This is a genomic window from Streptomyces sp. SID12488 (assembly GCF_010548275.1).
Taxonomy (GTDB): Bacteria; Actinomycetota; Actinomycetes; order Streptomycetales; family Streptomycetaceae; genus Streptomyces.
Map to the genome: position 1 here is coordinate 122,168 of NZ_JAAGLT010000002.1, position 26,480 is coordinate 148,647.

The following is a 26,480-nucleotide window of genomic DNA, read 5'->3' on the forward strand; positions in this document are numbered from 1 at the left end:
GGCGAGAAACCGTGGTGAAGGCCGTGGCGCCGGGCCTGACGGAGAAGGAGCAAGGCGCCACGACCGCGGACGCCGGGACGGGAAGAACCGGCGCCCCGTCCTGGGGGAATGGGCGGACGGCTACTTGGTCTTGGTCTTGGCCTTGATTTCGGTCCTGTAGCCCGTCACCTTGGCTATCCAGGTGATGAAGTCCGCCGCATCGTCGTTCGCCCCGTGCCCCGAGTCCCAGTACATCTCCGCGTTCACGTGGTCCCCGAGCCCTTCAAGGCTCGCCGCGAGGTTCCCCACCACCGACAGCGACGTGTCGCTGTCCTTCGTACCGACCCGGATCCACCAGTGCTTCGCCCGCGACGGATTCCGCTTGGCGAGGAACGGCATCGGGTTCATCAGCGTCAGCTTCTCGGGCAGGTCACTGTCCAGCCGCGCACTGCCGCTGCCCTCGTGCCGCAGGCTGTAGAGCGTGAAATGGCGGGCCTTGGTGGTGCCCGTGCCGTAGAGGTTGTTCTCGCCCGAGGACAGGTCGAACGCGTCGAACGCCGGCGTGTCCTTCTTCCGCGCCCCCACATGCGTCAGGAAGTCGGCCCACGTGAACGTCGCCTTCCCGCCCGCCCACGTGATGAAGGTGTTCGCCGCGAGGTACGTCGAACGCGCCGTCTCCGAAAGGGACTTGAGGTACTTGGTGGCGGCCGGCTGGAGGAAGGTCTCCACCAGATAGTCGTCCAGGTTGCGTGCCGTCAGCGCGCCGAACCCTCGCGCCCGGAGCTTCAGCGACGCCTGGTACTCCGTGAACGCCGTGCTCAGCTCCTTCGACACCGTCCGGTCCACCAGCGAACCCGAACCGAGCTTGTTGGCACCCCAGTTCCACTCGTACGCCATGTCCGCGTGTTCGAGGTCGGTGATCGGGCACCAGTCACCGCTGGCGAAGATCGCGTCACTCGCGTCCGCCGCGCCCAGCGCCTTCAGGTACTCGGCGTACAGCGGGCTGTCGCCCGACGCCCCGAGCAGCGCGGACAGTGCGCCGCCGGCACTCGTACCGGAGGAGACGATCCGGTCGGTGTTGCCCGGGATACGGCCCTTGTTGAAGCGGACGTACTTCACGGCGGCCTTCAGGTCCACGATCGCGGCCGGCGCCGTGCCGTAGTACGTGCCGGACGAGTCGACCAGCGTACGGCCGCGCGCCCCCGGTTCCACGACCACGTACCCCGCCGCCAGCCCCAGCTTGGCGTTGCTCACCATCCCGCCCTGGCCGTCCACCTGGGCGTTGCCGCCGGACTCAACCTCACCCGAACCGGTGGACGCCGACGCGGACGCGGATGCCGACGCCGTGGGAGCGCCGCCACCGCCGGGTGTGCCGGTCATCTCGGCGCCGCCCACTCCGGTCGCGTCCGCCACCGACGACGGCATGTATCCGCCCACCGAGTTGGCGAACAGGATGGGCGCGCGCGTCGCGTCGACCGCCGTACCGTCGATCTTGACGGGGACGCTGACGTTCAGGCTCTGGTACTTCTCGTCGACCGGGTTCGTGACGTACGTGATCGCTTTGTAGAAGTGGTACGTCACCGACTTGTCGCCGGCGTCCGTGGTGATCGTCGTGGTCAGCTCGGTGTACGCGGCCCTGTCGAAGACGAGCTCACCGGACGAGGGCGCAGACGAGGATGCCGACGACGTGGATGTCCCGGATGCCATGGCCTCGTTGCTCATGAACGTGGCGATCGCCGGGACGGCGACGGCCGCGCCGAGTCCTCCGATTACGGTCCTGCGCTTCACGATGTCTCCTCGGATCTGTGAGGGGGTGTCTGCGCATGCGAACGTAATTTGATGGCGGCAAAATCGTCAACAATTTCGTTCAACTCATCGGCAACACATAGAGACCTCTCATGGAACGTAAAGCCGCCCCACGTCTGCGCCCAGGGCCGCCCCTGCGGCTACGCCTCCAGCATCCGCACCAACAACCCCCGCAACAGAACCCGTTCCTCGTCGGACAGCCCGGCCAGCGGCTCCCGGGCGAAGTCCAGGGAGTCGCGCAGGCTCCGCGCGACCCTGAGTCCCTCGTCCGTGCAGGCGGCCAGCTTCACCCGGCGGTCAGAGGGGTCGGGGCGGCGCTCGACCAGGTCCCGGGACTCCAGCCGGTCCACGATCCCGGTGACGTTCGACGGCTCGCACCGCAGCTTCCGTGCCAGTTGGCGCATCGGCAGCGGGCCGAGGGAGAGCAGGCTCAGCAGGCGGGCCTGCGCTCCGGTGAGGGAGTGCTGGGTGGCCGCCTCCTCGTACTCCTCGTGATAGCGGGCCACGACCGCGCCGATGAGGTCGATGACCTCCAGGGTCAGGGGGTCGCGGCGGCGGGTCTTCTCCGGTGTGGCCATGCTCTCCAGGCTACCTCTTTACTTGACACCATGAAATATTCAGGAGCATTATTGTTTCAGGTAGTGAAACAAGTGAGCCTGAAACATCTGAGCCGCACCGGAAGGCCCCCTCATGTCGGACGCACCCACCCCCGCCCTCCCCACCGTCAACCGCGAATGGCACCTGCTCAGCCGTCCGGTCGGCGTGCCCAAGGCCGATGACTTCGCCCTCGTCGAGGCCGAGGTCCCGCAGCCTCGCGCGGGCCAGGTGCTGGTGCGGAACCTGTACGTGTCCGTGGACCCCTACATGCGTGGCCGGATGAGCGACGCCAAGTCGTATGTCGCCCCCTTCGAGCTGGGCAAGGTCATGCAGGGCGGGGCCGTCGGTGAGGTCGTCGCCTCCAACGCCGAGGGCTTCTCCGTCGGCGACCACGTCCTGCACTTCCTCGGCTGGCGCGAGTACGCGGCCGTGAACGCGAAGGACGCCGTCAAGGTCGACCCCGAGGCCGCGCCGCTGTCGACGTACCTCGGTGTTCTCGGCATGACCGGCCTCACCGCCTATGCGGGCCTGCTGCGCACCGCCGCCTTCAAGGAGGGCGACGTGGTGTTCGTGTCCGGCGCGGCCGGTGCCGTGGGCGGCCAGGTCGGGCAGATCGCCAAGCTCAAGGGTGCCTCCCGGGTGATCGGGTCCGCCGGGTCGGACGAGAAGGTCAAGCTGCTGGTGGAGGAGTACGGCTTCGACGCCGCCTTCAACTACAAGGACGGGTCGGTCAGTTCGCAGCTCCGCGAGGCCGCCCCCGACGGCATCGACGTGTACTTCGACAACGTGGGCGGCGACCACCTGGAGGCGGCCATCGGCTCCCTCAAGCACGCCGGCCGTATCGCCATCTGCGGCATGATCTCCGTCTACAACAACACGGAGCCCGCCCCGGGCCCGAAGAACCTGGCCCGTCTCATCGCCACCCGAGGCCGTATTGAGGGCCTCCTCGTGGGCGACCACTACGACCTACAGGCGCAGTTCGTCGAGGAGGTCGGCGCCTGGGTCCGCTCCGGCGAACTCAAGTACCGCGAGACGGTCGTCGAGGGCATCGAGAACAACCTGGAGGCGTTCTTCGGGGTGCTGCGCGGCGACAACACCGGCAAGATGATCGTCAAGCTCTGAGCCACCGGACCTTCCTGACGGTACGACAGAGGCCGCACCCCTGGACGTGGGGTGCGGCCTCCTCCGCTGCACGGGAGGACGGGTCAGCCGCGCAGCGCCGCCGTGTGCGCGGCCCGTACGAACCGTTCGTTCTCCGGCGCCGCACCGCCCGGGAAGGCGTACCGGCGCCGGGTGTAGCCGTAGGCCAGGCCGCTGTGCGGGTCGGCGAAGGCCTGGGAGCCACCCGCGCCGCTGTGACCGATGGTGCCCGCACCCAGGAACGGGTAGGCGACGTCCGCGGTCTTCTGGAAGCCAAGGCCGAACGACCTGTGGCCCCGGGACACCAGGTCGTAGCCGGTCGAGTGGAACTGGCCGAACTCCGCCACTGTGTCCGGCTTCAGCAGCGGCGCGTGCTCGCCGACCTCACTGATCGCCGCCGCGTACAGCCCGGCCAGCCCACGCGCCGACGCCACCCCGCCGACCGACGCCGGACCCTTGGCGCGGACCAGCCGATGGTTGGGCAGCGACTCGATGTCGGTGGGCTCGACCCCGTTGCGGTTGAAGGCGATCGACGCGAGCGTGTGCGGTCCGGAGGGCAGCGAGTCGAGCAACTCCCGTTCCTGCGGCGTCGGTCGCATCGGCTGGACGGTACGGAAGCGCGGCTCGAGCGCCTCCGGCAGACCCAGGTAGAAGTCCAGGCCGTACGGGGCCCGCACCCGCTCCTCGTGGACCTCCTGGAGCGTACGGCCCGTGACTCGCCGTACGATCTCGCCGGTCAACGCGCCGATGACCAGGGCGTGGTAACCGAAGGCGGTGCCCGGGCGCCAGAACGGGCGCTGGTCCGCGAGGCGTTCGGCGATCAGCCGGTCGCAGGCCAGCTCCTCCAGGGTGAATCCGGTGTCCGTGCCGACCAGACCGGCCCGGTGCGCGATCAGGTCGCGCAGGGTCAGTGAGGCCTTGCCCTCCGGGGCGAACTCCGGCCAGTAGTAGGTGACTTTGCGGTCCAGCTCCAGGGTGCCCTCCTGGACCAGCAGGGCGACCACGAGATGGGCGGCGCCCTTCGTGGACGAGTACACACCGTAGAGGCTGTCCGGTCCCGCGTCCGGCTCGGTGTCCGGGCCCGCCCACAGGTCGACGACCCGCCTGCCGTGCACGTACGCACACAACTGGCCTTCGTAGTCGGGCAGTTCGCCGGTGACGAAGGCGGTGAACTCCTCCCGCACCGCCTCGAAGCCCTCGGCGACCGTGCCCCGGACGAGTCGTCCCGCTGCCTCGGTGGTCTCCTGCGTCATCGGCTCTCCTCGCTCGACGTACTGATCGTCGCGTTCGGCACGCTCAGCAAAGCACGTGCCACCTGTGCGAACTCTCCCTTGGGGTGATCCCGGAACAGCGGTTCGGTGCCGAACAGCACCGCGTGCGGCCCGCTGACCACCGACGCCTGTCCCACCGCTGCCGCCGGACCCCCGGACCCGTCCGGCAACGGCCGCCAGTGCCCGGAGGCGAGAAGGTTCCCGGTCCCGTACGACTGGTCGACACGCACCTCGGGACCCAGGTCCGTGAACCAGACGGGCGCGTAGACGAACCCGTGGTCCGGCGCCCCGCCGGTGACCGGGCTGCGGCTCGAATTGACCACCCGGACAACGCCGTTGGCGTCCCCGTTGCCCTCGACCGGCTTGACGGCCAGCAGTCCGGCGGCGGAGTTCAGCGCGGCCCCTTCGGCACCCCGGCCGACCAGCCCCCGGGAGTCGAGGAAGGCGTCGAGTGCCGTACGGGCGGCCGGGTTCAGGCCCTCGTACGCCACGCCCTGCGACACGAACAGCACATCCACGCCCGACCAGTCGAAGCCGGAGTTGAGGACGCCCGTCGACACCGGCGTGACCTCGAAGTTCATCTCGCGCAGCGCGAACAGTTCCCCGGGCGTGACGGCAGCCGCGACCCGGGTGCGATGCAGCGCGGCCGTACCGACGGCCTTGGTCGCGTCGAACGCCACGTCGTACGTACGGGCCAGCGCGACCGCCTGCCTGCGTGCCGATGCCGGGACGATCGCACTGCCGTCCGCTGCCCGCCGTACCGAAACCCCTTCCCTGAGAAGGGAGTTGAGGGCGGCGATCTCACCCGGGTCATCCAGGCGCAGCCGCAGCCTCCCCTGCGGAGCGACGTACCCGACCCGCGTCGCCGCCGTCACCGGCCGGACGGGCAGCCCCAACAGGCTGCCACCGGCGACCGGTTGGACGGTCGCGCCCCACAACCGGCCCAGGCTCCAGCCCGAGATGTCGTACATCACCGACACCTTGTCGCTGATGTCCCGCCCGTCGGCGAGCAGCACGTTCGCGAGCCCGCGTTTCGGCTGACGCATGTCGACGACGTACGAGCCCTTCGCGTACGTCCGTCCGCCGAGCCGGAAGGCACGGCTCGCGCGGGTGACCCGGACGTCGTTGGCGAGCAGGTGGTCGACCAGCCGGGCGGCGGCGGGCCCGGAGCGCTGGGCACGGGCGCCGGCCGGAATGACGTACGCACGGGGGAAGGTGGTCGTGTAGACGTCCTCCGGCCCGATACCCGGCACCCCCGGGACGGTCGCCGCCGACACCGGCACCTGCGCGGCCCCCGAGGCGCCGCGCCGGAAGACCTCGATCTGGTCGGCGACCAGCGAAGTCCGGTGATCCTGGACGTAGTCGAGAGTCGCCGTGATGGCCGCGCCGGCCACGGCGACGTTGATCGCGGAACGGCGGCGCAACTCGGCGGCCGGGAGGGTGTCGTAGACCCGGTTGTTGACCGTCATGGGGATCTCGACGGTGTGCGCGGCGACCGTGCCGTGGAAGGCCGCGTACTGCGGGGTGAAGATCGGCGGCCAGTCGTCCCAGCCCTCCTCCTGGTCCCTGAACGGGATCTGGGCGGGCTCGACGCCGTCCTTCTGCGGTGTGTAGCCGAGGCCGTTGACCGCGGCCTCCATACCGAGGGCGTTGGCGTAGGTGTTCTTCAGGAAGAGGTCGTACTCGTAGTTCTCGCCGTGCGGGGGAGTGGTGGGCTCGATGAGGGTGCCGTTGACGTATCCGTGCAGGTCGAGCATGACGGTCGGCTGCTTGTCGATCTCGATCTGCCGCATCGCCCGCCCCTCGGGCTGCGAGGAGGTGACGAAGTCCCGGTTCAGATCGAACCCGTTGGCGTTGGCGCGGGTGCCGGCGATACGGCCGTCCGGATTGGCGGTGATGTTGAAGTAGAGCCGGGTGTGTGCGAGCAGGTCCCGCGTCCTGGCGTCGGTGGCGGTCGCGAGCCGTTCGACGATCTTCAGGGAGGCGTCGGTGCCCTCCCACTCGTTGCCGTGGATGTTGTTGTTGACGAAGACGGGCGCCTTGTAACTCCGCTTCACCGCCTGGCTCTTGGCGGCCACCGAGGGCGCGTTCTCGATCAGCTCGCGCATGCCCTCCTGGGCGCGCGTCTGGGCCGCGCTCTCCGGCGCGGTGACCGTGACGAGATACAGCCGGTGCCCGCCCGCCGAACGGCCCGCGACCTCGACACTCACCCGGTCGCCCAGCTTCTGGAGGGCGTTCAGCTTCGGCGCGATGGCGTGATACGGCGTCAGGCCCAGCTTGATGGACTTGTCGGCCGGGTTCTCCGGGTCGGGGGACAGGGTCTGCTCGCGGGGGTAGCCGCGCCCCTTGTCGGCGAGGTCCGTGACGGGCGCGGTGAGGGCGCGGGTGGCGGCCCCGGCCGGGCTGGTGGCGGACCGTTCGCTGTCCGCTGCCTCACGGGTGACGGGCTTGCGGTCGGCGGTGGCGGTGACGGGGGTGAGCAGGAGCGAGCCCGCCGTGGTGACGGCGAGGGCGGCGAGCAGGACAGGCCGTTGAACCGATGTCGGCGGAACGGGTCTTGTGAGACGCACGCTTGGCTCCTCCAAATGCTTCCTGGGATCGGTACGCGAGATGTACCTTCCCGACTCAATGCCAACAAGAGGGCCTTCGCGCCACGCGTCCCCCGGACGGATCACGCGCCCCGGATAGAGTTCCCCCCATGAGCGATCTCGCGACAGGTTTCCGCTATCTCCTGAAGGGCCAGCGCTGGGTCGCCCGACACGGCAAGCAGTACGGATTCGGGCTGCTCCCCGGCCTGCTCACCCTTGTCCTGTACCTCGCCGCCCTGACCGCCCTCGCTCTGTGGGGCACCGACCTCACCACCTGGGCCACCCCCTTCGCCGACGACTGGTCGAGCCCCTGGCAGGGTCTCCTCCGCGGCTTCCTCACCGGCCTCCTCTTCGTCCTGGCCCTGCTCCTCTCGGTCCTCACCTTCACCGCGATGACCCTCCTCATAGGCCAGCCGTTCTACGAGAACCTCTCCGAGAAGGTCGACCGGGACGTGTCCCGCGACGGCACAGCCCCCGAGTCGGGTCTGCCGCTGTACAAGGAGTTGTGGATCTCGGCCCGCGACAGCCTCCGGATCGTCGTACGCGCCCTGTGCTGGGCGGTGCTCCTCTTCGCCCTCGGCTTCGTCCCGTTCGTCGGGCAGACCGTCGTACCCGTGCTCGGCTTCATGGTCACCGGTTTCTTCCTCACCGAGGAGCTGACCGGGGTCGCCCTTCAGCGGCGTCGGGTCGAACTCCGTGAGCGCCTCGCCCTGTTGCGCTCCCGCAGGCTGCTCGTGTGGGGCTTCGGTACGCCGCTCGCCCTGGCCTTCGTGGTGCCGTTCGTCGCCGTCTTCCTGATGCCGGGCGCGGTCGCGGGCGCCACGCTGATGGCCCGCGACCTGCTCGGCGAGGAGACCCGGGAGACCTCGGAGGACGAGGACTCCGACGATCAGGAGACGTCGGCCTCGGCATCCTGACCGGACGCGTCCACGGCCACCGTCAGGACCGACCGCACCTGGGCGATGATGTCCAGCCGGTTCCGCACGAACTCGGGGTCGGTCACGGCCCCGGTCGCCGGATCGGTGTTGCCCGTCCCGAACTGCAGCACCGGCGTGTGCACATGCCCACCGGGAAGCGTGGCGCCCAGACCGAGCCGGTCGCGCAACAGGGTCGCCCGGTAGGCGATCTCGTTGGACAGGTAGTTCCCGCCGCCCCCGGCCCGCGCCGTCGACCCGTCGGTGGGCCCGTCCGCCCGTACGACGGGATCGGCGCCGCCCGCCGGGATCTCGGTCACGCTCGTGTTGTCGTACACGGGGAAACGCCCGGTGTTCGCGGCGACAATCACCTTGTAGGGCAAGGTCGTTGACGTCCACTGCGGCTGCGAGGCGGGGTCGTCGACCGGAACGGTCTCCGTCCGGCCGATGTTCTCGTTGTCCGGGAAGCCGCCCCGCCAGGCCCCGTTGGTCCGCTCCACGTCGAACCGCCCGACCCGCCCCTGACTCACGGTGGCGAACAGATCGACCTTCGGCAGGACCGGCTTCAGCGCCCGCTCCACCGTTCCCTCCGCGAAGTCCTGCCAGCGCACCGGGAACACGGCGGTCTCGACCCTGACCCGGCCCTCCGCCGTCTCGATCACCGTGCCGTCGAGGGCGAGCGCGGTGGCCCCCGACGGGTTGGAGATCCGTATGTCCCGGTCGAGCGTGAACGGATCGAACCCGGTGACGAGAACCCGCTTCAGTGTCCCGCCGGTGCAGGGATAGCGGATCGACGTCTGCCCCCGCGAGTTCCGCTCCAACTCACCTGACAACGCCGCCCGTTGCGTGTCGCTCACCCCGAACGACGGCTCCCACAGCCGCAGTTCACGGGTCATACCGAGTCGCGCCCAGTACAGCGGCCGGTCGTCGTCCCGGCTCAGATCACCGCCGGCCGGTCCGCGCCCCTGCGCCCGGTCGACGGCCCGCTGCCACAGCGCCGCTCCCTGACGTACGACGAGTCCGCGAGCCTCCGCATACGAGCGTGCGCCGCCGAGCGCCCTGGCGAACTTCGGGGCCACGGCGTCGAACCCGGAGCGCCGGAGGATCTCCTGCGGCGCCGCCTTGTCGAGCCGCTGCTCCTCGACGGTGGGCGCGGCCGAGGAGTCGGCCGAGGTGTCGGCCGCGGCGGCGGTGGCGGGCGCCGAGAGCCCTGCCAGCAGCGCGAGCCCGAATATGCCGATCCGAACACGTGGGGAATTCAAGAGAGTTCAGCCTTCCGTCGCCGTGGGGACACAGCAGGGGGGGTGCTGCCGGACGGCCGCAGTATCGCGTGGCGGAAGTGGTCTACGCCATAGTGGGAGGCGGGGAGACGTTCATGGACTTCGACGAGGAGGCGTCCCACGTGACGAAGACACCGCAGGTACCCCAGGCATCACAGGTATCGCAGGCATCGAACGACAAGGCACGTGAGGCGGCCGTCGAGGCGGCTCTCGGCAAGCTCGACCTTGACGCCAAGGCCCGGCTGCTGGCCGGGCAGGACATGTGGTCGCTGCCCGAGCTGCCCGAGATCGGGCTGAGGTCCCTGGTCATGTCCGACGGCCCGATCGGCGTCCGCGGCACCCGCTGGACCGCCGACGACCCCTCCGTCGCGCTGCCCTCCCCGACCGCGCTCGCCGCCACCTGGGACCCCGAACTCGCCTACAGGGCAGGGGTGCTGCTGGCGCAGGAGGCCCGCCGCAAGGGCGTCCACGTGCTCCTCGCGCCCACCGTCAACCTGCACCGCTCCCCGCTCGGCGGCCGGCACTTCGAGGCGTACAGCGAGGACCCCTACCTCACCGGGCGGATCGGCGCCGGCTATGTGAACGGCGTCCAGTCCGGCGGCGTCGGCACCACCGTCAAGCACTTCGTCGCCAACGACGCCGAGACCGACCGTTTCACCGTGGACAACCTGGTCTCCGAACGAGCCCTGCGCGAGCTCTACCTGGCCCCCTTCGAGGCCATCGTCGTCAACGCCCACCCCTGGGGCATCATGACCGCGTACAACACGGTCAACGGCACGACGATGAGCGAGCACCGCTACCTGGTCAACGAGGTCCTGCGCGGTGAATGGGGCTTCGACGGCTACAACGTCTCCGACTGGATGGCCGCCCGCTCGACCACCGGCGCGATCGACGGCGGCCTCGACGTCGCCATGCCCGGCCCGAGGACGGTGTACGGCGCCCCCCTCGCCCGGGCCGTACGGGACGGACACGTGGCCGAGGCCACCCTCGACGGCGCCGTACGCAACGTGCTGCGCCTCGCCGCCCGCGTCGGCATCCTGGCGGGCGCCGTCCCCGAGGTCGCCGACACCGACCTCCCCGCACCGGTCGACGGCGAGGACCTGGCCCGCGAGATCGCCCACCGCTCCTTCGTCCTGGTCCGCAACCAGGGCGCCCTCCCGCTGCCCGAAGGGCGTACGGTCGCCCTCGTCGGAGCCGCCGCCCGCGACGCCCGCGTCCTCGGCGGCGGCTCCGCCACCGTCTTCCCGGCCCGCGTCGTCTCCCCGCTCGACGGCCTCACCGCCGCCCTCCCCGAGGGCACCCTGACGTACACCGTCGGTGCCGACCCGAACACCGAACTCGCCGTCGCCTACAAGGGGTTCGCCCTGCGCGCCGTCTGCCGTGACACCGCCGGTACGGTCCTTGGCACCGGCTCCGCGCCCAGCGGCCAGATCAACTGGATGGGCGCGGACCTCCCCGACGGCGTCACCCACGACCGGCTCCACACCGTCGAGCTCACCGGCACCTTCACCCCGCGCGACACCGGTTCGCACACCTTCGGCATCAAGGGCCTCGGCGCCTTCACCCTCACCGTCGACGGCACGACGTACTACGACGACGTCCAGACCACCGACAGCGACGACCCCTTCATCTCGTTCTTCGGCGACCCCGAACCCCGGGCCGAGGTCCGACTCACCGCGGACACACCGGTCGAGGTGTCCCTCACCTACGCCGTCACCTTCCCCGACGGCGCCGCGATGAAGTCCGTCGGCTTCAGCCTGTGCCACCAGGAACCGCAGCGCAGCCCCGACGAACTGATCGCCGAGGCCGCCGAAGCCGCCCGCGCCGCCGACACCGCCGTCGTCGTGGTCGCCACCACCGACCGCGTCGAGTCCGAGGGCTTCGACCGCACCAGCCTCCAACTCCCCGGCTGCCAGGACGACTTGGTGCGAGCCGTCGCCGCCGCCAACCCGAACACCGTCGTGGTCGTCAACTCCGGCTCCCCGGTGGAACTGCCCTGGCGCGACGAGGTCGCCGCCGTGCTGCTGAGCTGGTTCCCCGGCCAGGAGGGCGGCGCGGCCCTGGCGGACGTCCTCACCGGCGCCGAGGAACCCGGCGGCCGGCTCCCCACCACCTGGGGCACGCTCACCGACGCCCCGGTCACCCGGGTGACCCCGACCGATGGCGAACTCCCTTACACCGAGGGCGTGTTCATCGGCTACCGAGCCTGGGAGAAGGAGGGCAGGACCCCCTCGTACCCCTTCGGCCACGGCCTCGGCTACACGGACTGGACGTACGAGACGGCCGAGGCGGAGGTGAGCCGGGCGGACGGGGTGACGGTCACCGTCCGGGTCACCAACTCGGGCGCACGCCCGGGCCGAGAGGTCGTACAGGCGTACCTCGCGCCGACCGTTCAGGAAGCGTCGGACCCCGACCGCCCGGCCCGCTGGCTCGCCGCCTTCGCCGGGATCGAGGCCGCCCCCGGCGAAACGGTGGAAGTGACCCTCGGACTCCCGCACCGCGCCTTCGAGATCTGGGACGGGTCCGCGGGCGCCTGGGCCTTTGTGAAGGGTTCGTACGAAATCCAGGTGGGCCGCTCGATCACCGACCGCAGGCTCACCGCGCCGATTACGGTCTAGCCGAGGGCAGTCCGCCCCACCAGCCGGCCCCGGCCCGGGACCTGACCCCCGGGCCGGGGCTCGCCGGCGGCCCTTCCGTACATGGATCTCAGTCCCGCACCCCGAACCCGAACACCGTCTCCGAGCGGAACGTGTCACCCGGCCGCAGCTCCGTGCTCGGGAAATCGGGCCGGTTGGGCGAGTCGGGGAAGTGCTGCGTCTCCAGGGCGACGCCGTGCCCGGGCCCGAACGGCTCGCCCAGGTGGTCGGCGGTGTAGAGCTGAAGGCCGGGCTCGGTCGTCGCCACGGTCACGACCCGCCCCGAGACCGGGTCGTACAACTCGGCGACCTCCACCGAACCATCCGTCCGCCCCTTGTCGAGGACGAAGTTGTGGTCGTACTCGACGCCCACCTCCCGTTCCGTACGGAAGTCGAAGCGGGAGTCCGCCACCGTCTCGACGCCGGTCGGGATCAGGTCCGCGTCCACCGGGGTGTACCGCGAGGCGTCGATGCGCAGGGCGTGTCCGCCCGTGCTGCCGGAGGCCGGGCCGGACAGGTTCCAGTACGTGTGGTTCGTCAGGTTGAGCACCGTCGGCGCGTCCGTGACCGCCTCGTACGCGATCCGCAGCGCCCCGGCCGAGTCCAGCGTGTACGTCGCCGAGATCTCCAGGCGCCCCGGGAACCCCTCCTCGCCGTCCGGGCTCACCCTGGACAGCCGCACCCCGTGCTCGACCGGCTCCGCGTCCCACACCCGCTTGTCGAATCCCTGGACGCCCCCGTGCAGACAGTTGGGCGGGTTGTTCCGCGCGAGCTCGTACTTCTGGCCGCCCAGCGCGAAGGCGCCGCCCGCGACGCGGTTCGCGTACCGGCCCACCAGCGCCCCGAAGTACGGCTCCGGGTGCGCCAGATAACCGGCCAGGTCCGGGAATCCCAGCACCACGTCCACGAGCCGCCCGGCCCGGTCCGGCACCTCCACCGACTGCACGATCCCGCCGTACGTCAGCACACGCACCCGGACCCCGGCCCGCTCCAGCGTCCAGCGGTGGACGGGGGTGCCGTCGGAAAGTGTGCCGAAGAGTTCGTATCTGTGGGCCATGCGGAAAACCCTAGGTCACCGCCTTCCTGCCCGTGACCCCGCGGTACGCCATCTCGGCCAGCCGCGCCTGCCCGTCGCGGCTCGGATGGAACCAGTCCCAGGGGCTCAGCTGCGACGCCCCGAAGTCGAAGTCGAACACCGCGCCGCCGTCGAACCGACAGAGCCGATCCGTGGCGCACACCTCCTTCAGTACCGAGTTGTACGCCTCCACTCGATCCCGCACCTCGTCCCGCCGGGTGGTCGCCGCCGCGTCGACCGCGTCCGGGTCGGCCAGCATCGACTGGCAGATCCCCAGCTTCCACACGGCCTTGCCCGTCTCATTGGTCCGGCCCTGCGACCAGAGCCGCTTGAGATCCGGCACGCTCGCCACGTACACCTGGCTCCTGGGCGCTGCCGTACGCAGGGTCCGCAGCGCCTTCTCGAACGACGACCGGAAGTCCGCCACCGACGTCATCTCCGCCACCGACGCCCGGCACGCGTCGTTGGCCCCCGTCATCACCGTCACCAGCGCGGGCTTGCGAACGGCGGCCTGCGTCATCTGGGCGGGCAGGTCGGCCATCCGGGACCCGCTGACCGCGTAGTTCCAGCTCCGCGAAGCAGCCCCGGTCGCCCCCAGCAGCCGTACGGCCAGACTGTTCACGTCTTTGTCGCCGCCGGTCGCCCAGGACACTTCGGGGCAGTCGGACAGCACCGAGCAGGCGTCGAAACCGCGCGTGATGGAGTCGCCCACGGCGGCCAGCGAGGCCGGGCTGCTGTCCCAGGCGGACGTCGGGGTGGCGGACGGCTTCGCCTTCGCCCGGGTTCCGTCCGGAGCCGGAGACGTGCCACCGGCGGAGTCACACCCCGCGACGCCCAGCAGGGCCGCCGACACGACGGCGACGACGGCCCGTGAACGGTGACTTCGTTTCCGCATCCTTCGGGTCCCCTCGGTCGGCGTGCAATGGCTCTCGCTCTTAACAACGCACGACAGTTCCCGAACCGAAAACAACTAATGCGCCAAACACCGCAACGTCGCACACCCGTACAAGCGTCCCCCTGGGTGAATGGCGGGCGTTTCATGGCATCGGGACCGACGGTACGTCACACTCCTCGCGCCGTCGCACGGTAGCCTCGCCATCAACGCGGCTGCCCGCCACCGGTGCTCAGCCAGTTCGCAAGATGTCCCGCTCTGTCCGGAGGTTGCAGTGACGACACGTGGAGTTCTGTACGTGCACTCCGCGCCGCGCGCGCTGTGCCCGCACGTCGAGTGGGCCGTCGCCGGAGTCCTCGGCACACGGGTCAGCCTCGACTGGATCCGCCAGCCCGCCGCCTCGGGCACCTGGCGCTCCGAGTTCTCCTGGAAAGGCCAGGTCGGCACCGCCTCCAAGCTCGCGTCGGCCCTGCGCGGCTGGCAGTTGCTCCGCTTCGAGGTCACCGCGGAACCCTGCGCCACCGCCGAGGGCGAGCGCTACAGCTGCACCCCCGACCTCGGCATCTACCACGCCGTCACCGGCATCCACGGCGACATCCTCATCCCCGAGGACCGCCTCCGCGCCGCCCTCACCCGCTCCCAGCGGGGCGAGACGGACCTGGAGGCCGAGTTGGCCAAGCTTTTGGGCAAACCCTGGGACGACGAACTCGAACCCTTCAGGTACGCGGGCGAGGGCGCTCCGGTGAGATGGCTGCACCAGGTGGTGTGACTGCCGTACGCGAGGGCCCCCACCAATTGGTGGGGGCCCTCGCGTACTCACAGCCGTCTTGCAGCCGTACTGGTGTCCGTCAGACCGACCTGAACGCCAGCACCACGTTGTGCCCGCCGAACCCGAACGAGTCGTTGAGGGCGGCGATACGACCGTCGACCGGCAGCTTGCGGGCCTCGCCACGCACGACGTCCGCGTCTGCCTCGGGGTCGAGGTTCTCGACGTTGATCGTCGGCGGGGCGATCCGGTGGTACAGCGCGAGCACCGTCGCCACCGTCTCGACACCGCCGGCCCCACCGAGCAGATGCCCGGTCATCGACTTCGTCGCGGACACGGCCATGTGGTCGACATCCGCGCCGAACACGTTGCGCAGCGCTTTGAGTTCGGCCACGTCACCCGCGGGCGTCGACGTCGCGTGCGCGTTGACGTGCACGATCTCCGCCGGGTCCAGGTCGTTGTTGGCCAGCAGGTTCCGCAGGGCCGCCGAGATACCGCGCCCCTGCGGCTCCGGCTGCACGATGTCGTGGGCGTCGGCCGAGATGCCCTGGCCGACCGCCTCCGCGTAGACACGGGCCCCGCGCGCGGCGGCGTGCTCGGCGGACTCCAGGACGACCACACCGGAGCCCTCGCCCATCACGAAGCCGTCGCGGCCGGTGTCGTAGGGGCGGGACGCGCCCTGCGGGTTCTCGTTGTTCTTGGACATCGCCATCATGTTGCCGAACGCGGCGATGGGCAGCGGGTGGATGGCCGCCTCCGTGCCACCGGCGATGACGACGTCGGCGCGGCCGGTGCGGATCATCTCGATGGCGTAGCCGATGGCCTCGGCGCCCGACGCGCAGGCGGAGACCGGGGTGTGCACGCCGGCGCGGGCACCGACGAGCAGGCCCACGTTGGCGGAGGGGCTGTTGGGCATCAGCATCGGGACGGTGTGCGGGGAGACGCGGCGTACGCCCTTCTCCTTCAGCACGTCGTACTGCTCGAGCAGAGTCGTGACTCCGCCGATGCCCGAGGCGATGACGGCGCCGAGCCGGTCCGGGTCGACGGCCGGGCCCTCGCCCGCCCGGTCGGTGAAGCCCGCGTCGGCCCACGCCTCCTTGGCGGCGATCAGCGCGAACTGCGCCGACCGGTCCAGTCGGCGGGCCTGGGGCCGCGGGATGACCTCGGACGGTTCCACGGCGATCTGCGCGGCGATACGGACGGCCTGCTCGGCCGCCCACTCCTGCTCCAGGGGACGGACACCGGACTTGCCGGCGACCAGACCCTCCCAGGTAGAGGCCACGTCGCCACCCAGCGGTGTGGTTGCGCCGATACCGGTGACGACCACGGTGCGATTGGTCGGGCTCACGGGAATTCCTTCTCCAACGGATACGGGAGGACAACCCCCGCACAGGCGGGGAGAACGGCGCCACCGCCGGGTGGCGGGGCTGGGGGGCCGGCCGAGAGGCCGGCCCCGGGGGTCAGGCCTGGTTCTTGAGGATGTACTCGGTGGCGTCGCCCACCGTCTTGAGGTTCTTGACGTCCTCGTCGGGGATCTTGACGTCGAAACGCTCTTCGGCGGCGACGACGACCTCGACCATGGACAGTGAGTCGACGTCCAGGTCGTCGGTGAAGGACTTGTCCAGCTGGACGTCCTCAACCGGGATGCCGGCGATCTCGTTCACGATTTCGGCGAGACCGGCGACGATCTCTTCCTGAGTGGCGGCCATGGCAGGCGCTCCTTCTTGTGTATCTATCCAGAGAGGGTTGGCAGTTGTCCCCGTCCCGGGTCCGAAGATCCGGTGCGAGGTGCCTAGGGGAGGGTAACGACCGTCGCGGCGTACACGAGACCCGCCCCGAAGCCGATGACGAGCGCGGTGTCGCCGCTCTTCGCCTCGCCGGTCGCCAGAAGCCGCTCCATCGCGAGCGGGATCGAGGCTGCCGACGTGTTGCCGGTGGTGCGCACGTCGCGTGCGACCGTGACGTGCTCCGGCAGTTTGAGTGTCTTCACCATCGAGTCGATGATCCGCTCGTTGGCCTGGTGGGGAATGAAGACGTCCAGGTCGTCCGGGGTGATCCCGGCCGCGTCCAGCGCCTGCTGGGCGACCTTCGCCATCTCGAACACGGCCCAGCGGAACACCGCCTGGCCCTCCTGCGTGATCGCAGGAAACTTGCCGGAACTGTCGTACTCGTTCCATGGAACGGTCTGTTTGATCGTGTCCGACTTGTCGCCTTCGGAGCCCCACACGGTCGGACCGATGTGCGGTTCCTGGGAGGGGCCCACGACGACCGCGCCCGCGCCGTCACCGAACAGGAAGGCGGTCGCCCGGTCCTCCAGGTCGGTCAGGTCGGACAGCCGCTCGACGCCGATGACAAGGACGTACTCCGCCGAACCGTCGACGATCATGCCCTTGGCGAGGGTCAGGCCGTAGCCGAAGCCCGCGCAGCCGGCCGAGATGTCGAACGCGGCGGCCTTGGCCGTGCCGAGCTTGTCGGCGATCTCGGTGGCCACGGCCGGGGTCTGTTTGAAGTGCGAGACGGTGGCGACGACCACGCCGCCGATCTGCTGGGCGGTGATCCCCGCGTCGGCGATCGCCTTGCCGGACGCCTCGATGGACATCGCGGCGACGGTCTCCTCGTCGGAGGCCCAGTGCCGGGTCTCGATGCCGGAGCGGGAGCGGATCCACTCGTCGGACGAGTCGATCGTCTCCAGGATCACCTCGTTGGGCACGACCCGGACCGGCCGGTACCCGCCCACCCCCAGGATGCGCGCGTACGGGGCACCCTTACTGGGCTTGATCTTCGACATTGCTCGGGGCTCCTTTCAGGCGCCCGCCGCGTCAGCGGCAGAGGTCGAGGTCAGCGACTCGGCGATGAGCTCACGAGCGGCGTCGAGGTCGGCGGGGGTCTTCAGGGCCAGGGTCTTCACCCCGGGCAGTGCGCGCTTGGCCAGACCGGTGAGGGTGCCGCCCGGGCACACCTCGATGAACGCGGTCACGCCCAGCGCCTTGAACGTCTCCATGCACAGGTCCCAGCGCACCGGGTTGGCGACCTGCCCGACCAGCCGGGCGAGCACCTCGGAGCCGTCCGGGACGGTCTGCCCGTCCTTGTTCGAGACGTAGGTGATGTCGGGGTCGCCGGGCTTCAGCGACGCGGCGGCCGTGGCGAGGACGTCGACGGCGGAAGCCATGTGGTGCGTGTGGAAAGCGCCGGCCACCTTCAGCGTGACGACCTTGCGCACCCCTTCGGGCTTGTCCTCGACGAGGGCCTCGATCTGCTCGACCGTGCCCGCGGCGACGATCTGTCCGGCGCCGTTCACGTTCGCCGCGGTCAGCCCCAGCTTCTCCAGGTGCCGCACGGTCACCTCGGGGTCACCACCGAGGAGCGCGGCCATCCCGGTCTTCGTGACGGCCGCGGCCTCGGCCATGGCCAGGCCGCGCTTGCGTACGAGGGTCAGGGCGGCCGTGTCGTCCAGTACGCCCGCGAAGGCGGCGGCGGTGATCTCGCCGACGCTGTGACCGGCGACGGCGCCGGGTGTGAAGTCGCCGCCCATGGCACCCAGTGCCGAGGCGGACAGTATCCCGGCCGCGACCAGCAGCGGCTGGGCCACCGCGGTGTCGCGGATCGCGTCGGCGTCGGCCTCGGTGCCGTAGTGGGCGAGGTCGAGCCCGATGGCGTCGGACCACGCGGCGACGCGCTCGGCGGCACCGGGCAGTTCGAGCCAGGGAGTCAGGAAGCCGGGCGTCTGAGCGCCTTGGCCGGGAGCGACGAGTACGAGCACTCTCACACTCTCTCTTGGGTACGGGCTCGGCCGCCCGTGGGGACAAGGACGAAGAACAGCAGGGGGTTTTGTGGGACCCCGACAAAACCCTAGGGCTGGTGATCCCCATCGGTCAGGCGCCCCAGGATCAGCGCGATCCGAAGTGTGAATGCGGATCGTACATCTGAAGGTGACCATCCGGTGACGTCAGTCACACGTCGAAGCCGGTAGCGCACGGTGTTGGGGTGAACGAAGAGCATGCGGGCCGCTCCCTCCAGACTGCTCGCCTGTTCGAGATAGACGGCGAGGGTCTCGAGAAGCGCGGATCCGGCCTCCTCCAGCGGTCTGTAGATCTCCTCCACCAACTGGTCGCGCGCCCCCGGGTCACCGGCGATCGCGCGCTCCGGAAGGAGATCGTCCGACAGCACCGGACGTGGTGCGTCCTGCCAGGCGGAACACGCCTTGAGCCCCGCCGCGGCGGCCTGCGCGGACCGGGTGGCGGCGAGCAGATCGGGCACGATCGGCCCCGCGACCACGGGCCCGGCGGCATAAGGCCCGATCAGCGCCTTGGCGACGGCGAGCGGATTGTCGTCGCCCCCCGCGATGACGACGAGCCGATCGCCCAGCACCCCGGTCAGCACCTGCAGCTTGGCGTGCCGGGCGGCCCGCCGGATCGCCTCGACGGTCAGCTCACTGTCACCGTCGGGCGCGGTGCCCAGCACCACGCACACATGGTCGGGCGAGTTCCAGCCGAGCGCGGCGGCCCGCGAGACGGCCCCCTCGTCGGCCTCCCCGCTCAGCACGGCATTGACGACGAGCGACTCCAGCCGGGCGTCCCAGGCACCCCGTGCCTCGGCGGCCTGGGCGTACACCTGTGCGGTGGCGAAGGCGATCTCCCGGGCGTAGACGAGCAGCGCCTCGCGCAGCACGGACTCGTCACCGGGAGCGGCCACCTCGTCGATGGCGCTCTCCATGACTTCGATGGTCGTACGGACCATCTCGACGGTCTGACGCAGGGTGATCGCCCTGGTCAGCTCGCGGGGAGCGGTACCGAAGACATCCGTGGAGATGGCCTGCGGAGCGTCGGGATGCCGGAACCACTCGGTGAAGGCGGCGATACCGGCCTGGGCGACCAGCCCGATCCAGGAACGGTTCTCCGGGGGCATGGCCCGGTACCACGACAGCGTCTCGTCCATGCGCGTGATCGCCTGCGCGGCGAGACTCCCGGACGACTTCTCCAGCCGCTTCAGAGTCGCCGGGTGCGGGTGCGCGGGACGTGCGGTGGGCTCGGGGCGGTGGGATTCGGGTTCGGGCACGGAACAAGACTGCCTTATCAGGACGGGAGCGTGCGGCCTCGGGTCTACGGTGGTGTGCGTGATGGACGTACGGCGCGCGCACGAGCGCCATCCAGGGGGCGACCGGGCAGCCGGAATCGAATCCCGGCACGCCTTCTCCTTCGGCCCCCACTACGACCCCGACAACCTCCGCTTCGGCGCGATGATCGCCTGCAACGAGGAACGCCTGGCCCCCGGCGCCGGTTTCGACGAACACCCGCACAGCCACACCGAGATCGTGACGTGGGTGACGGAGGGGGCACTCACCCACCGCGACTCGACGGGCCACGAGACGGTGGTGGTCCCGGGGGAGGTGCAACGCCTGAGCGCGGCGGCGGGCGTACGCCACGTGGAGCGCAACGAGGGTGACTCTCCCCTGACCTTCATCCAGACCTGGCTGGCCCCGCTCACCCCCGGCGGCACCCCGTCCTACGAGACGGTCCACGGCATCGCGGACTCCACGCCGTACGCCGTCCCGGAGGCGGGCGCGATGCTGCACGTACGCCGGCTGACGGCGGGGGAGCGCACGGCGGTCCCGGACGCGGCGTACGTCTACGTCCATGTCGTACGGGGTGAGGTGCGCCTGGGCCCGGAGAAGCTGGGCCCGGGCGACGCGGCACGGATCACGCAGGCGGAGGGAGTGGAGGCGATCGGGGTAACGGCGTCGGAGCTGCTGCTGTGGGAGATGTGACCGGGGGCATTTCAGCCCGTCCGGCGTTTGAGGACGAGGCCGTTCAGCCCGAAGGGGGGTCTGGGGGCACAGCCCCCAGGTACGGGATGGGACGGGTAGGGGCGGCGGGGGCGAAAACCCCCTGCCTCAGCCCCGTACCTCCGCCAGCACCGCATCCGTGAACCCCGGCCAAACCTCCACTGCCCACGCCCCGAACGCCCGGTCGGTCAGCGCGACACACGCCACCCCCGCCACCGGATCGACCCACAGAAACGTACCGGACTGCCCGAAATGCCCGAACGTCCGGGCCGACGACGAACTCCCCGTCCAGTGCGGCGACTTCACACCCCGGATCTCGAATCCGAGCCCCCAGTCGTTGGGGTTCTGATGCCCGTACCCCGGCAGAACACCCTTCGTCCCCGGATACTGCACGCTCATCGCCTCCGCGACCGTACGTGGATCGAGCAGCCGGGGCGCCTGCACCTCGGCGGCGAACCGCACCAGATCCCCGACGGTCGACACGCCGTCCTTCGCGGGAGACCCCTCCACCCCCGTGGACGTCATCCCGAGCGGCTCCAGCACCGCCTGCCTCAGGTACTCCGCGAACGGCATCTCCGTCGCCTTCGCCAGGTGATCCCCCAGCGCCTCGAACCCGGCGTTGGAGTACAGCCGCCGCTCCCCGGGCGGAGCCGTCACCCGGTGCTCGTCGAAGGCGAGCCCCGAGGTGTGCGCGAGGAGATGGCGGACCGTCGATCCGGGCGGCCCGGCCGGCTCGTCGAGTTCGATCGCGCCCTCCTCGTACGCGACGAGGGCGGCGTACGCGGCGAGCGGCTTGGTGACCGAGGCGAGGCGGAACCGGTGGTCGAGGGGGCCGTGGCCGCCGAGAACGGCACCGTCCGCCCGTACGACGGCAGCGGCGGCGGTGGGCACGGGCCAGTTCTCGATCAGCGCGAGGCTCTGCAACGGCGACAACGACTTCGACGACATGACGTCGAGCTTAGGAGCCTCAGAACCGTAGCCGCATCAAGGGGTCCGGTTGCCGGACGAAGCCCAGCGACGCGTACAGCGGCACCGCGTCCGGGGAGGCGGTGAGGTCGATCTGGCCGACGCCCTGCTCCCGGAGCCAGTCCACCAACGCCTCCATGCAGGCCCGCGCGTATCCCCGGCGGCGGGTGTCGGGATCGGTGGCGACGCTGAAGACGTACCCGACCCGCCCGTGCGGATTGCCGGCCCGCCCGATCCGGTACTCGACGGTCCCGACGACCAGCGCGGCCAGCGAGCCGGACCGCTCCGGATGATCGACGACGAACGCGGCGAAGCCGCTCGACGGATCGGCCAGCCGCCCGGTCACGGTGGCCAGGGACGCGGACTGCCAGTCGGCGTCGCTGTTCGCCCCGGGCATCGAGTCGATCATCACCTGGCGCAGCCGGAGCAGTTCTCCGGCGTCCTCGGGTGTGGCACGGCGTACGAGAGTCATGATCCGTACGGTAATGAGCCCGGACCGGCCAAGTCTCCGCAATATCGCGGTATCCGCTTGCTTGGAGTGCACTCCAAGGTTTTAGCGTGGGGGTCATGACGGTCTTGGAGACAACAGACCCCACCACGGACACCACGACGGATCCCGCCACGGCCGACAGCTGTGCGGGGCCGCGGCAGCCCGACCGGCGCCCGGACGGACAGGACCATTACACGATCAGCGAGGTCGTCGTCTTCACCGGGCTGACCGCGCACACCCTGCGCTGGTACGAGCGCATCGGGCTGATGCCGCACATCGACCGTTCGCACACCGGCCAGCGCCGCTACAGCAACCGCGACCTCGACTGGCTCGACCTCGTCGGCAAGCTCCGGCTCACCGGTATGCCGGTCGCGGACATGGTGCGGTACGCCGAACTCGTGCGCGAGGGCGACCACACGTACGGCGAGCGGTTCGAGCTGCTCGAATCGACCCGCAGGGCCGTACTGGACCGGATCGCCGAACTCCAGGACACGCTCGCGGTACTCGACCGGAAGATCAGTTTCTACGCGGAAGCGGACCAGGACGCGGGCCTTGTCCGCGTCGTCCGTGAGATGGAGAGGGTTCGATGACGAACGACGACACCGCCGGCAGGCTCACCACGGCCCCGCTGGGCACCGGCGGCCCCGAGGTCGGAGTGCAGGGCCTCGGCTGCATGGGCATGAGCTTCGCGTACGGCCCCACGGACGCCGACGAGGCCCGCGCCACGCTGGAACGCGCACTCGAACTGGGCGTGACCCTCTACGACACGGCGGACGCCTACGCCGACGGGGAGAACGAACGTTTCCTGTCCCCGTTCTTCCGGGCCCACCGCGACGAGGTCGTCGTCGCGACGAAGTTCGCCCTGGCGATCCCGCCGGACGACCCGACCCGGCGGATCATCCGCAACGACGCCCCCTACATACGCCAGGCCGTGGAGGCCAGCCTCAAGCGCCTCGACCTGGACGTCATCGACCTCTACTACATGCACCGGCGCGATGTGAACGTCCCGCTCGAGGAGTCGGTCGGGGTCATGGCCGAGCTGGTGCGCGAGGGCAAGGTCAAGCAGCTGGGCCTGAGCGAGGTCACGGGCCCGGAGCTGCGCGCGGCCCAGGCCGTGCACCCGATCGCCGCCCTCCAGTCGGAGTGGTCCCTGTTCAGCCGGGACATCGAGGCGGGCGTGGTCCCGGTGGCCCGCGAACTGGGCGTCACCCTGGTCCCGTACTCCCCGCTCGGCCGAGGCTTCCTGACCGGCTCCTTCACCGACGCCGACCAGGAACTGACCGCGGACGACTACCGCCGCACGCAGCCCCGCTTCACGGGTACCAACGCCTCGGCGAACGCGGCCCTGCTGGCCCCCATCAGGACGGTCGCGGAAGCCCACGGCGCCTCCGTCGGCCAGATCGCCATGGCCTGGGTCCAGCAGCAGGCGACCGTCCACAACCTCCCGGTCGTCCCGATCCCGGGCACCCGCAGGCGTTCAAGGGTGGAGGAGAACACGGCGGCGACCCGCATCGTCCTGGGCGAGAAGGACCTGGCCCTGCTGGAACCCATCGCGGCCCAGGTCACAGGCGCCCGCTACGCCGACATGACCTTCACATCGGCGGGCAGGGAGACCTTGTAGGGGCACGGGAACGGTGTGTTTTCGGGGGCGCGGGGAACTGCGCGACAAGCCACGACGGCCCCGCAGCCGCCGAACGACGGAACCCGCCCCCCGTAGGCGCTACAACTCCGCCAACAACTCAGCCTTCTTCACCGAGAACTCCTCATCGGTCACCAACCCCGCCTCGTGCAACTCCCCGAGATGCCGGATCCGTTCGGCGACATCCGCAGGATCACGCCGAACGGAGTTCACGCTCACCCCCGCCGAACCTCCGGAGGAACGCCGCACAGCGGCGAGCACCGCCGCCGCGAACGGCAACGACTCGTGCACAGGCCCGTACCCCAGCCCGAACACCACCGAGGCGGGGTCCTGGTCGACCGGCGGGACAGAAGAATCGGTACGCCCCAGCAGTCGCAGATGACCCTCGAACACCTCGGGCGACCGCCACTCCACCCCGCTCAGGTCGGCGACCGGAAACGTCTGGTCGCCGGCCTTCCACTTCGCCGACGAGGCGCCCGTCCAGAACCACCGGAACGACACGGTCCGCCCGTCGAAGGACGCCTTCGCGTCGTACGCCTTGAACGCCCGCGGTACCTCGGGGGCATCCACCAGGAACCTTTCAGCAGGCCCCTGTTGGGTCAGCCGGTCCCGCAACTCGTCCGCGTAGTACTCGGCGAGCGTCTCCCGCTCGGCCGGCAGCACCAGCCGGTACGGATCGCAGGCATCCTTGAGCTGACCGTCGGCCGCCTCCATCAACGGGTCGGCGCCCGGGCGGAGTTCGGCACGCAGGACCACCGTTCCGCGCTTGCCCGGGGTCAGTGTCACCCCCGCGATCGCCTCCAGGGGGATACGGCGTTCGCCGAGCGCCTGGAACAGCTTCGGCGTGCGGATACCCCGTTCGAAGCGGATGAGCACGGAGTCGGACTTGAACTCCCAGGCGGCATGAAATCCGGCCAGTACGTCACCCATGCGGCTCATCGTATGCGGCGCGAGCTTCATAGTCTCCTCCCCGGGCACACCGTGAATTCTGCGTCCTCTACGCGCGTCCGGCCATAGCCCCGTCGGACAAAGCCTTCAGACACACGTCATCCTTGCGGTTCTGCTGATCGTTCTGATCCCGCCGAGCGCACCGCACAGCGCCATACGCGCCGACGCCGATCTCCGCGAAGTTGTGCAGACTCTCCGTACCCGGCTCGAAATAGCCGCCGTGCCCTTTCGCGCCCCGCGCGGACAGCACACGTGCGCCGAACCCCGACGACACCGGATCGGCGCCGTGTCCGAGGCCGCCGACCTCCAGGTACGGCACGTCCTGGATCCAGTCGTCGGAGTCCCGCATCGCCCACACCCGGGCGTCGGTGTGCAGCCCCGCGGCGTTCTCGACCCGCATGCCGGGGCTGCCGGCCACCGCGATGTCGGTCACCCGGCGCGGCAGCGCGTGCGCGGCGACGCCGCACACCACCGAGCCGTAGCTGTGGCAGTACAGCGCGACCTGCGCCCGGCCGGGCAGCCCGCGCACCAGCGCGTTCAGCCGCAGTGCCCCGGATTTGGCGCGCATCGCCGTCGCCGCGTCCATGCCGAGCCCGTTGGGCGCGGTGTAGTCGGCCCAGGCGATCACGGCGGTACGGGTCGTGGGACTTGCCTCCCATTCCGCGCGGTACAGCGCCGAGGCCATGCCGACGGGCGCCGAGTACCTGCGGTTGGTGCGCTGGAAGGTGAGGACGTCGGTGTCCACGCCGGGGACCACGACCGAGACGCGCTGCGCCCTGTCGAGGTCGCCGAAGACCTCGGCGACCCGGCCCGAGCCCTCCGGGTCGAAGGCGAGGATCTGGCGGCGGTTCTCCAGCAGAGCGTCGTAGCGGTGCATGCGCCGCCCCGCCGCGTACTGTCCGGCGGCCGACAGCCGGTCGTCGTTCATGCTCTCCCGCTCGCTCTCGCGGGCCGTGAGCAGCGCGACGCGGTTGGCGCGGTAGCGCAGTACGACGGGCGCGCCGTTCATGTTGCCGAGCGCCAGTGGGTAGCGCCGGACGAGCCGGTCGCGCTGGCGGTCGGTGAGCGAGGCGAAGAACCGGGCCAGCCGGGCGGGCGCCTCGTCCGGGTCGGGCAGCGCGTGGCCGCCGATCCGTCCGTGCTCCCACGCGGAGAGCGAAGCCTGGAGCGGCGAGGGCGTGCGATGACTGCGGACCGCGGTCCAGCCGGTCGTCGCGAGCATCACGAAGACCACGGCCAGCGCGAGCAGTGCACGCCAGACGTTCAGTTGCGGGGAGGTGTCGAAGGAAGTCACTGAAAGGACACACTAGGAGAACGAGAGGGTCTCGCGTTAACCGAGTGACGCGGATCACGTTTCGATAACCGACGCCGGGTTAGCCCCTCCGTACGCACGCCGGTACAGGGCGTCACTGCCGCTCCGTACGCAGGTTCCAGGCCGGTGCCGGACCCATCGCGTCGAGGTCAGGCTCCCGTCGATCGACCCCCGGCCGGGCGGCAGTGCATACGCATATGCAACTCCACCGGTACGACGGACTCCACGGCCTCGAAGAACGCGCACTGCGAGTTCTTGGCGGGCATGAACCTGGCTTGTCCGGTGGCGGCGCACATCTGAGGCGCATATATCGCGCATATATCTATGGTCCGGCCGCGAGAGTTCCCTCATCAGGGTGACTCCGCTAAAGATTCCTCCCCTTCGACCCACGAGACAGGT

23 protein-coding genes are annotated in these 26,480 nt (G+C 70.3%); 7 read left to right on the forward strand and 16 right to left on the reverse strand.

All coding sequences use genetic code 11. The features are described from left to right. Positions 1–120: 120 nt before the first annotated feature. Together G3I56_RS04725 and G3I56_RS04730 are read right to left on the reverse strand one after the other, a co-directional pair. Positions 121–1,767, reverse strand: a complete 1,647-nt coding sequence (locus tag G3I56_RS04725; protein ID WP_164407403.1) for a subtype B tannase — start codon at positions 1,765–1,767, stop codon at positions 121–123. Positions 1,768–1,925: 158 nt separating this feature from the next. Next, complete coding sequence (locus G3I56_RS04730) at positions 1,926–2,363, reverse strand: MarR family transcriptional regulator (RefSeq protein WP_164407405.1); 438 nt, start codon at positions 2,361–2,363, stop codon at positions 1,926–1,928. 112 nt (positions 2,364–2,475) lie between these two features. On the opposite strand from G3I56_RS04730, the gene G3I56_RS04735 reads away from it, so the two are divergent. Continuing rightward, complete coding sequence (locus tag G3I56_RS04735; RefSeq protein WP_164407407.1) at positions 2,476–3,504, forward strand: NADP-dependent oxidoreductase; 1,029 nt, start codon at positions 2,476–2,478, stop codon at positions 3,502–3,504. An 83-nt stretch (positions 3,505–3,587) separates the two neighbouring features. Here the strand turns inward: G3I56_RS04735 and G3I56_RS04740 are convergent, their stop codons facing one another. Together G3I56_RS04740 and G3I56_RS04745 are read right to left on the reverse strand one after the other, a co-directional pair. Beyond that, positions 3,588–4,775 carry a serine hydrolase domain-containing protein gene (locus tag G3I56_RS04740; protein WP_164407409.1) on the reverse strand — a complete coding sequence of 396 codons (1,188 nt, stop codon included), beginning with the start codon at positions 4,773–4,775 and terminating at the stop codon, positions 3,588–3,590. After that, the gene (locus G3I56_RS04745) at positions 4,772–7,363 is read right to left on the reverse strand and encodes a M14 family zinc carboxypeptidase (RefSeq protein WP_164407411.1); all 2,592 of its coding nucleotides are present in this window, start codon (positions 7,361–7,363) and stop codon (positions 4,772–4,774) included. Before G3I56_RS04745 ends, G3I56_RS04740 begins: the two co-directional genes overlap by 4 nt. A 128-nt stretch (positions 7,364–7,491) precedes the next feature. Between G3I56_RS04745 and G3I56_RS04750 the strand changes: the two genes are divergently transcribed. Further along, a complete protein-coding gene (locus G3I56_RS04750; protein WP_164407412.1) occupies positions 7,492–8,298 on the forward strand; it encodes an EI24 domain-containing protein in 807 nt (268 codons plus the stop codon). Here G3I56_RS04750 and G3I56_RS04755 read toward each other — a convergent pair. Next, entirely contained in the window at positions 8,271–9,557 is a 1,287-nt protein-coding gene (locus tag G3I56_RS04755) for a pyroglutamyl peptidase (protein WP_164407414.1), read from the reverse strand. The two genes, G3I56_RS04750 and G3I56_RS04755, sit on opposite strands and share 28 nt — an antisense overlap. Positions 9,558–9,670: 113 nt before the next feature. Here G3I56_RS04755 and G3I56_RS04760 point away from each other — a divergent pair, with 113 nt between their 5' ends. After that, complete coding sequence (locus G3I56_RS04760; RefSeq protein ID WP_239134710.1) at positions 9,671–12,193, forward strand: glycoside hydrolase family 3 C-terminal domain-containing protein; 2,523 nt, start codon at positions 9,671–9,673, stop codon at positions 12,191–12,193. 88 nt (positions 12,194–12,281) lie between these two features. Here the strand turns inward: G3I56_RS04760 and G3I56_RS04765 are convergent, their stop codons facing one another. Beyond that, positions 12,282–13,268: an aldose epimerase family protein gene (locus G3I56_RS04765; RefSeq protein WP_164407416.1), complete on the reverse strand. Its 987-nt coding sequence runs from the start codon at positions 13,266–13,268 to the stop codon at positions 12,282–12,284. Positions 13,269–13,278: 10 nt separating this feature from the next. Further along, positions 13,279–14,181, reverse strand: coding sequence for an SGNH/GDSL hydrolase family protein (locus G3I56_RS04770; protein WP_164407418.1), 903 nt, complete (start codon positions 14,179–14,181; stop codon positions 13,279–13,281). Positions 14,182–14,452: 271 nt separating this feature from the next. Here G3I56_RS04770 and G3I56_RS04775 point away from each other — a divergent pair, with 271 nt between their 5' ends. Further along, complete coding sequence (locus G3I56_RS04775; protein ID WP_164407420.1) at positions 14,453–14,947, forward strand: DUF3145 domain-containing protein; 495 nt, start codon at positions 14,453–14,455, stop codon at positions 14,945–14,947. Positions 14,948–15,026: 79 nt separating this feature from the next. Here the strand turns inward: G3I56_RS04775 and fabF are convergent, their stop codons facing one another. From fabF to G3I56_RS04800, 5 genes are all read right to left on the reverse strand, one after another. Beyond that, a complete protein-coding gene (fabF, locus tag G3I56_RS04780; protein ID WP_164407422.1) occupies positions 15,027–16,292 on the reverse strand; it encodes a beta-ketoacyl-ACP synthase II in 1,266 nt (421 codons plus the stop codon). Between the two features lie 112 nt (positions 16,293–16,404). After that, positions 16,405–16,653, reverse strand: a complete 249-nt coding sequence (locus G3I56_RS04785) for an acyl carrier protein (protein WP_164407424.1) — start codon at positions 16,651–16,653, stop codon at positions 16,405–16,407. An 83-nt stretch (positions 16,654–16,736) separates the two neighbouring features. Continuing rightward, complete coding sequence (locus G3I56_RS04790) at positions 16,737–17,732, reverse strand: ketoacyl-ACP synthase III (RefSeq protein ID WP_164407425.1); 996 nt, start codon at positions 17,730–17,732, stop codon at positions 16,737–16,739. Between the two features lie 15 nt (positions 17,733–17,747). After that, entirely contained in the window at positions 17,748–18,704 is a 957-nt protein-coding gene (locus tag G3I56_RS04795; protein ID WP_164407427.1) for an ACP S-malonyltransferase, read from the reverse strand. Positions 18,705–18,793: 89 nt separating this feature from the next. Continuing rightward, complete coding sequence (locus tag G3I56_RS04800) at positions 18,794–19,999, reverse strand: helix-turn-helix domain-containing protein (RefSeq protein WP_164407429.1); 1,206 nt, start codon at positions 19,997–19,999, stop codon at positions 18,794–18,796. Between the two features lie 61 nt (positions 20,000–20,060). Here G3I56_RS04800 and G3I56_RS04805 point away from each other — a divergent pair, with 61 nt between their 5' ends. Next, the gene (locus G3I56_RS04805; RefSeq protein WP_203689262.1) at positions 20,061–20,708 is read left to right on the forward strand and encodes a pirin family protein; all 648 of its coding nucleotides are present in this window, start codon (positions 20,061–20,063) and stop codon (positions 20,706–20,708) included. Positions 20,709–20,834: 126 nt separating this feature from the next. On the opposite strand, the gene G3I56_RS04810 is transcribed toward G3I56_RS04805, so the two are convergent. Continuing rightward, the gene (locus tag G3I56_RS04810) at positions 20,835–21,674 is read right to left on the reverse strand and encodes a serine hydrolase domain-containing protein (RefSeq protein ID WP_164407433.1); all 840 of its coding nucleotides are present in this window, start codon (positions 21,672–21,674) and stop codon (positions 20,835–20,837) included. Between the two features lie 19 nt (positions 21,675–21,693). Further along, complete coding sequence (locus G3I56_RS04815) at positions 21,694–22,164, reverse strand: GNAT family N-acetyltransferase (protein WP_164407435.1); 471 nt, start codon at positions 22,162–22,164, stop codon at positions 21,694–21,696. Between the two features lie 95 nt (positions 22,165–22,259). Here G3I56_RS04815 and G3I56_RS04820 point away from each other — a divergent pair, with 95 nt between their 5' ends. Further along, complete coding sequence (locus tag G3I56_RS04820) at positions 22,260–22,772, forward strand: MerR family transcriptional regulator (RefSeq protein ID WP_203689205.1); 513 nt, start codon at positions 22,260–22,262, stop codon at positions 22,770–22,772. Beyond that, positions 22,769–23,803: an aldo/keto reductase gene (locus tag G3I56_RS04825; protein WP_164407439.1), complete on the forward strand. Its 1,035-nt coding sequence runs from the start codon at positions 22,769–22,771 to the stop codon at positions 23,801–23,803. Before G3I56_RS04820 ends, G3I56_RS04825 begins: the two co-directional genes overlap by 4 nt. Before the next feature lie 99 nt (positions 23,804–23,902). On the opposite strand, the gene G3I56_RS04830 is transcribed toward G3I56_RS04825, so the two are convergent. Beyond that, positions 23,903–24,760 carry a DUF4429 domain-containing protein gene (locus G3I56_RS04830; protein WP_164407829.1) on the reverse strand — a complete coding sequence of 286 codons (858 nt, stop codon included), beginning with the start codon at positions 24,758–24,760 and terminating at the stop codon, positions 23,903–23,905. Positions 24,761–24,818: 58 nt separating this feature from the next. After that, on the reverse strand, positions 24,819–26,063 hold the full coding sequence (locus tag G3I56_RS04835; protein WP_164407440.1) for an alpha/beta hydrolase: 1,245 nt from the start codon (positions 26,061–26,063) through the stop codon (positions 24,819–24,821). Positions 26,064–26,480 lie beyond the last annotated feature (417 nt).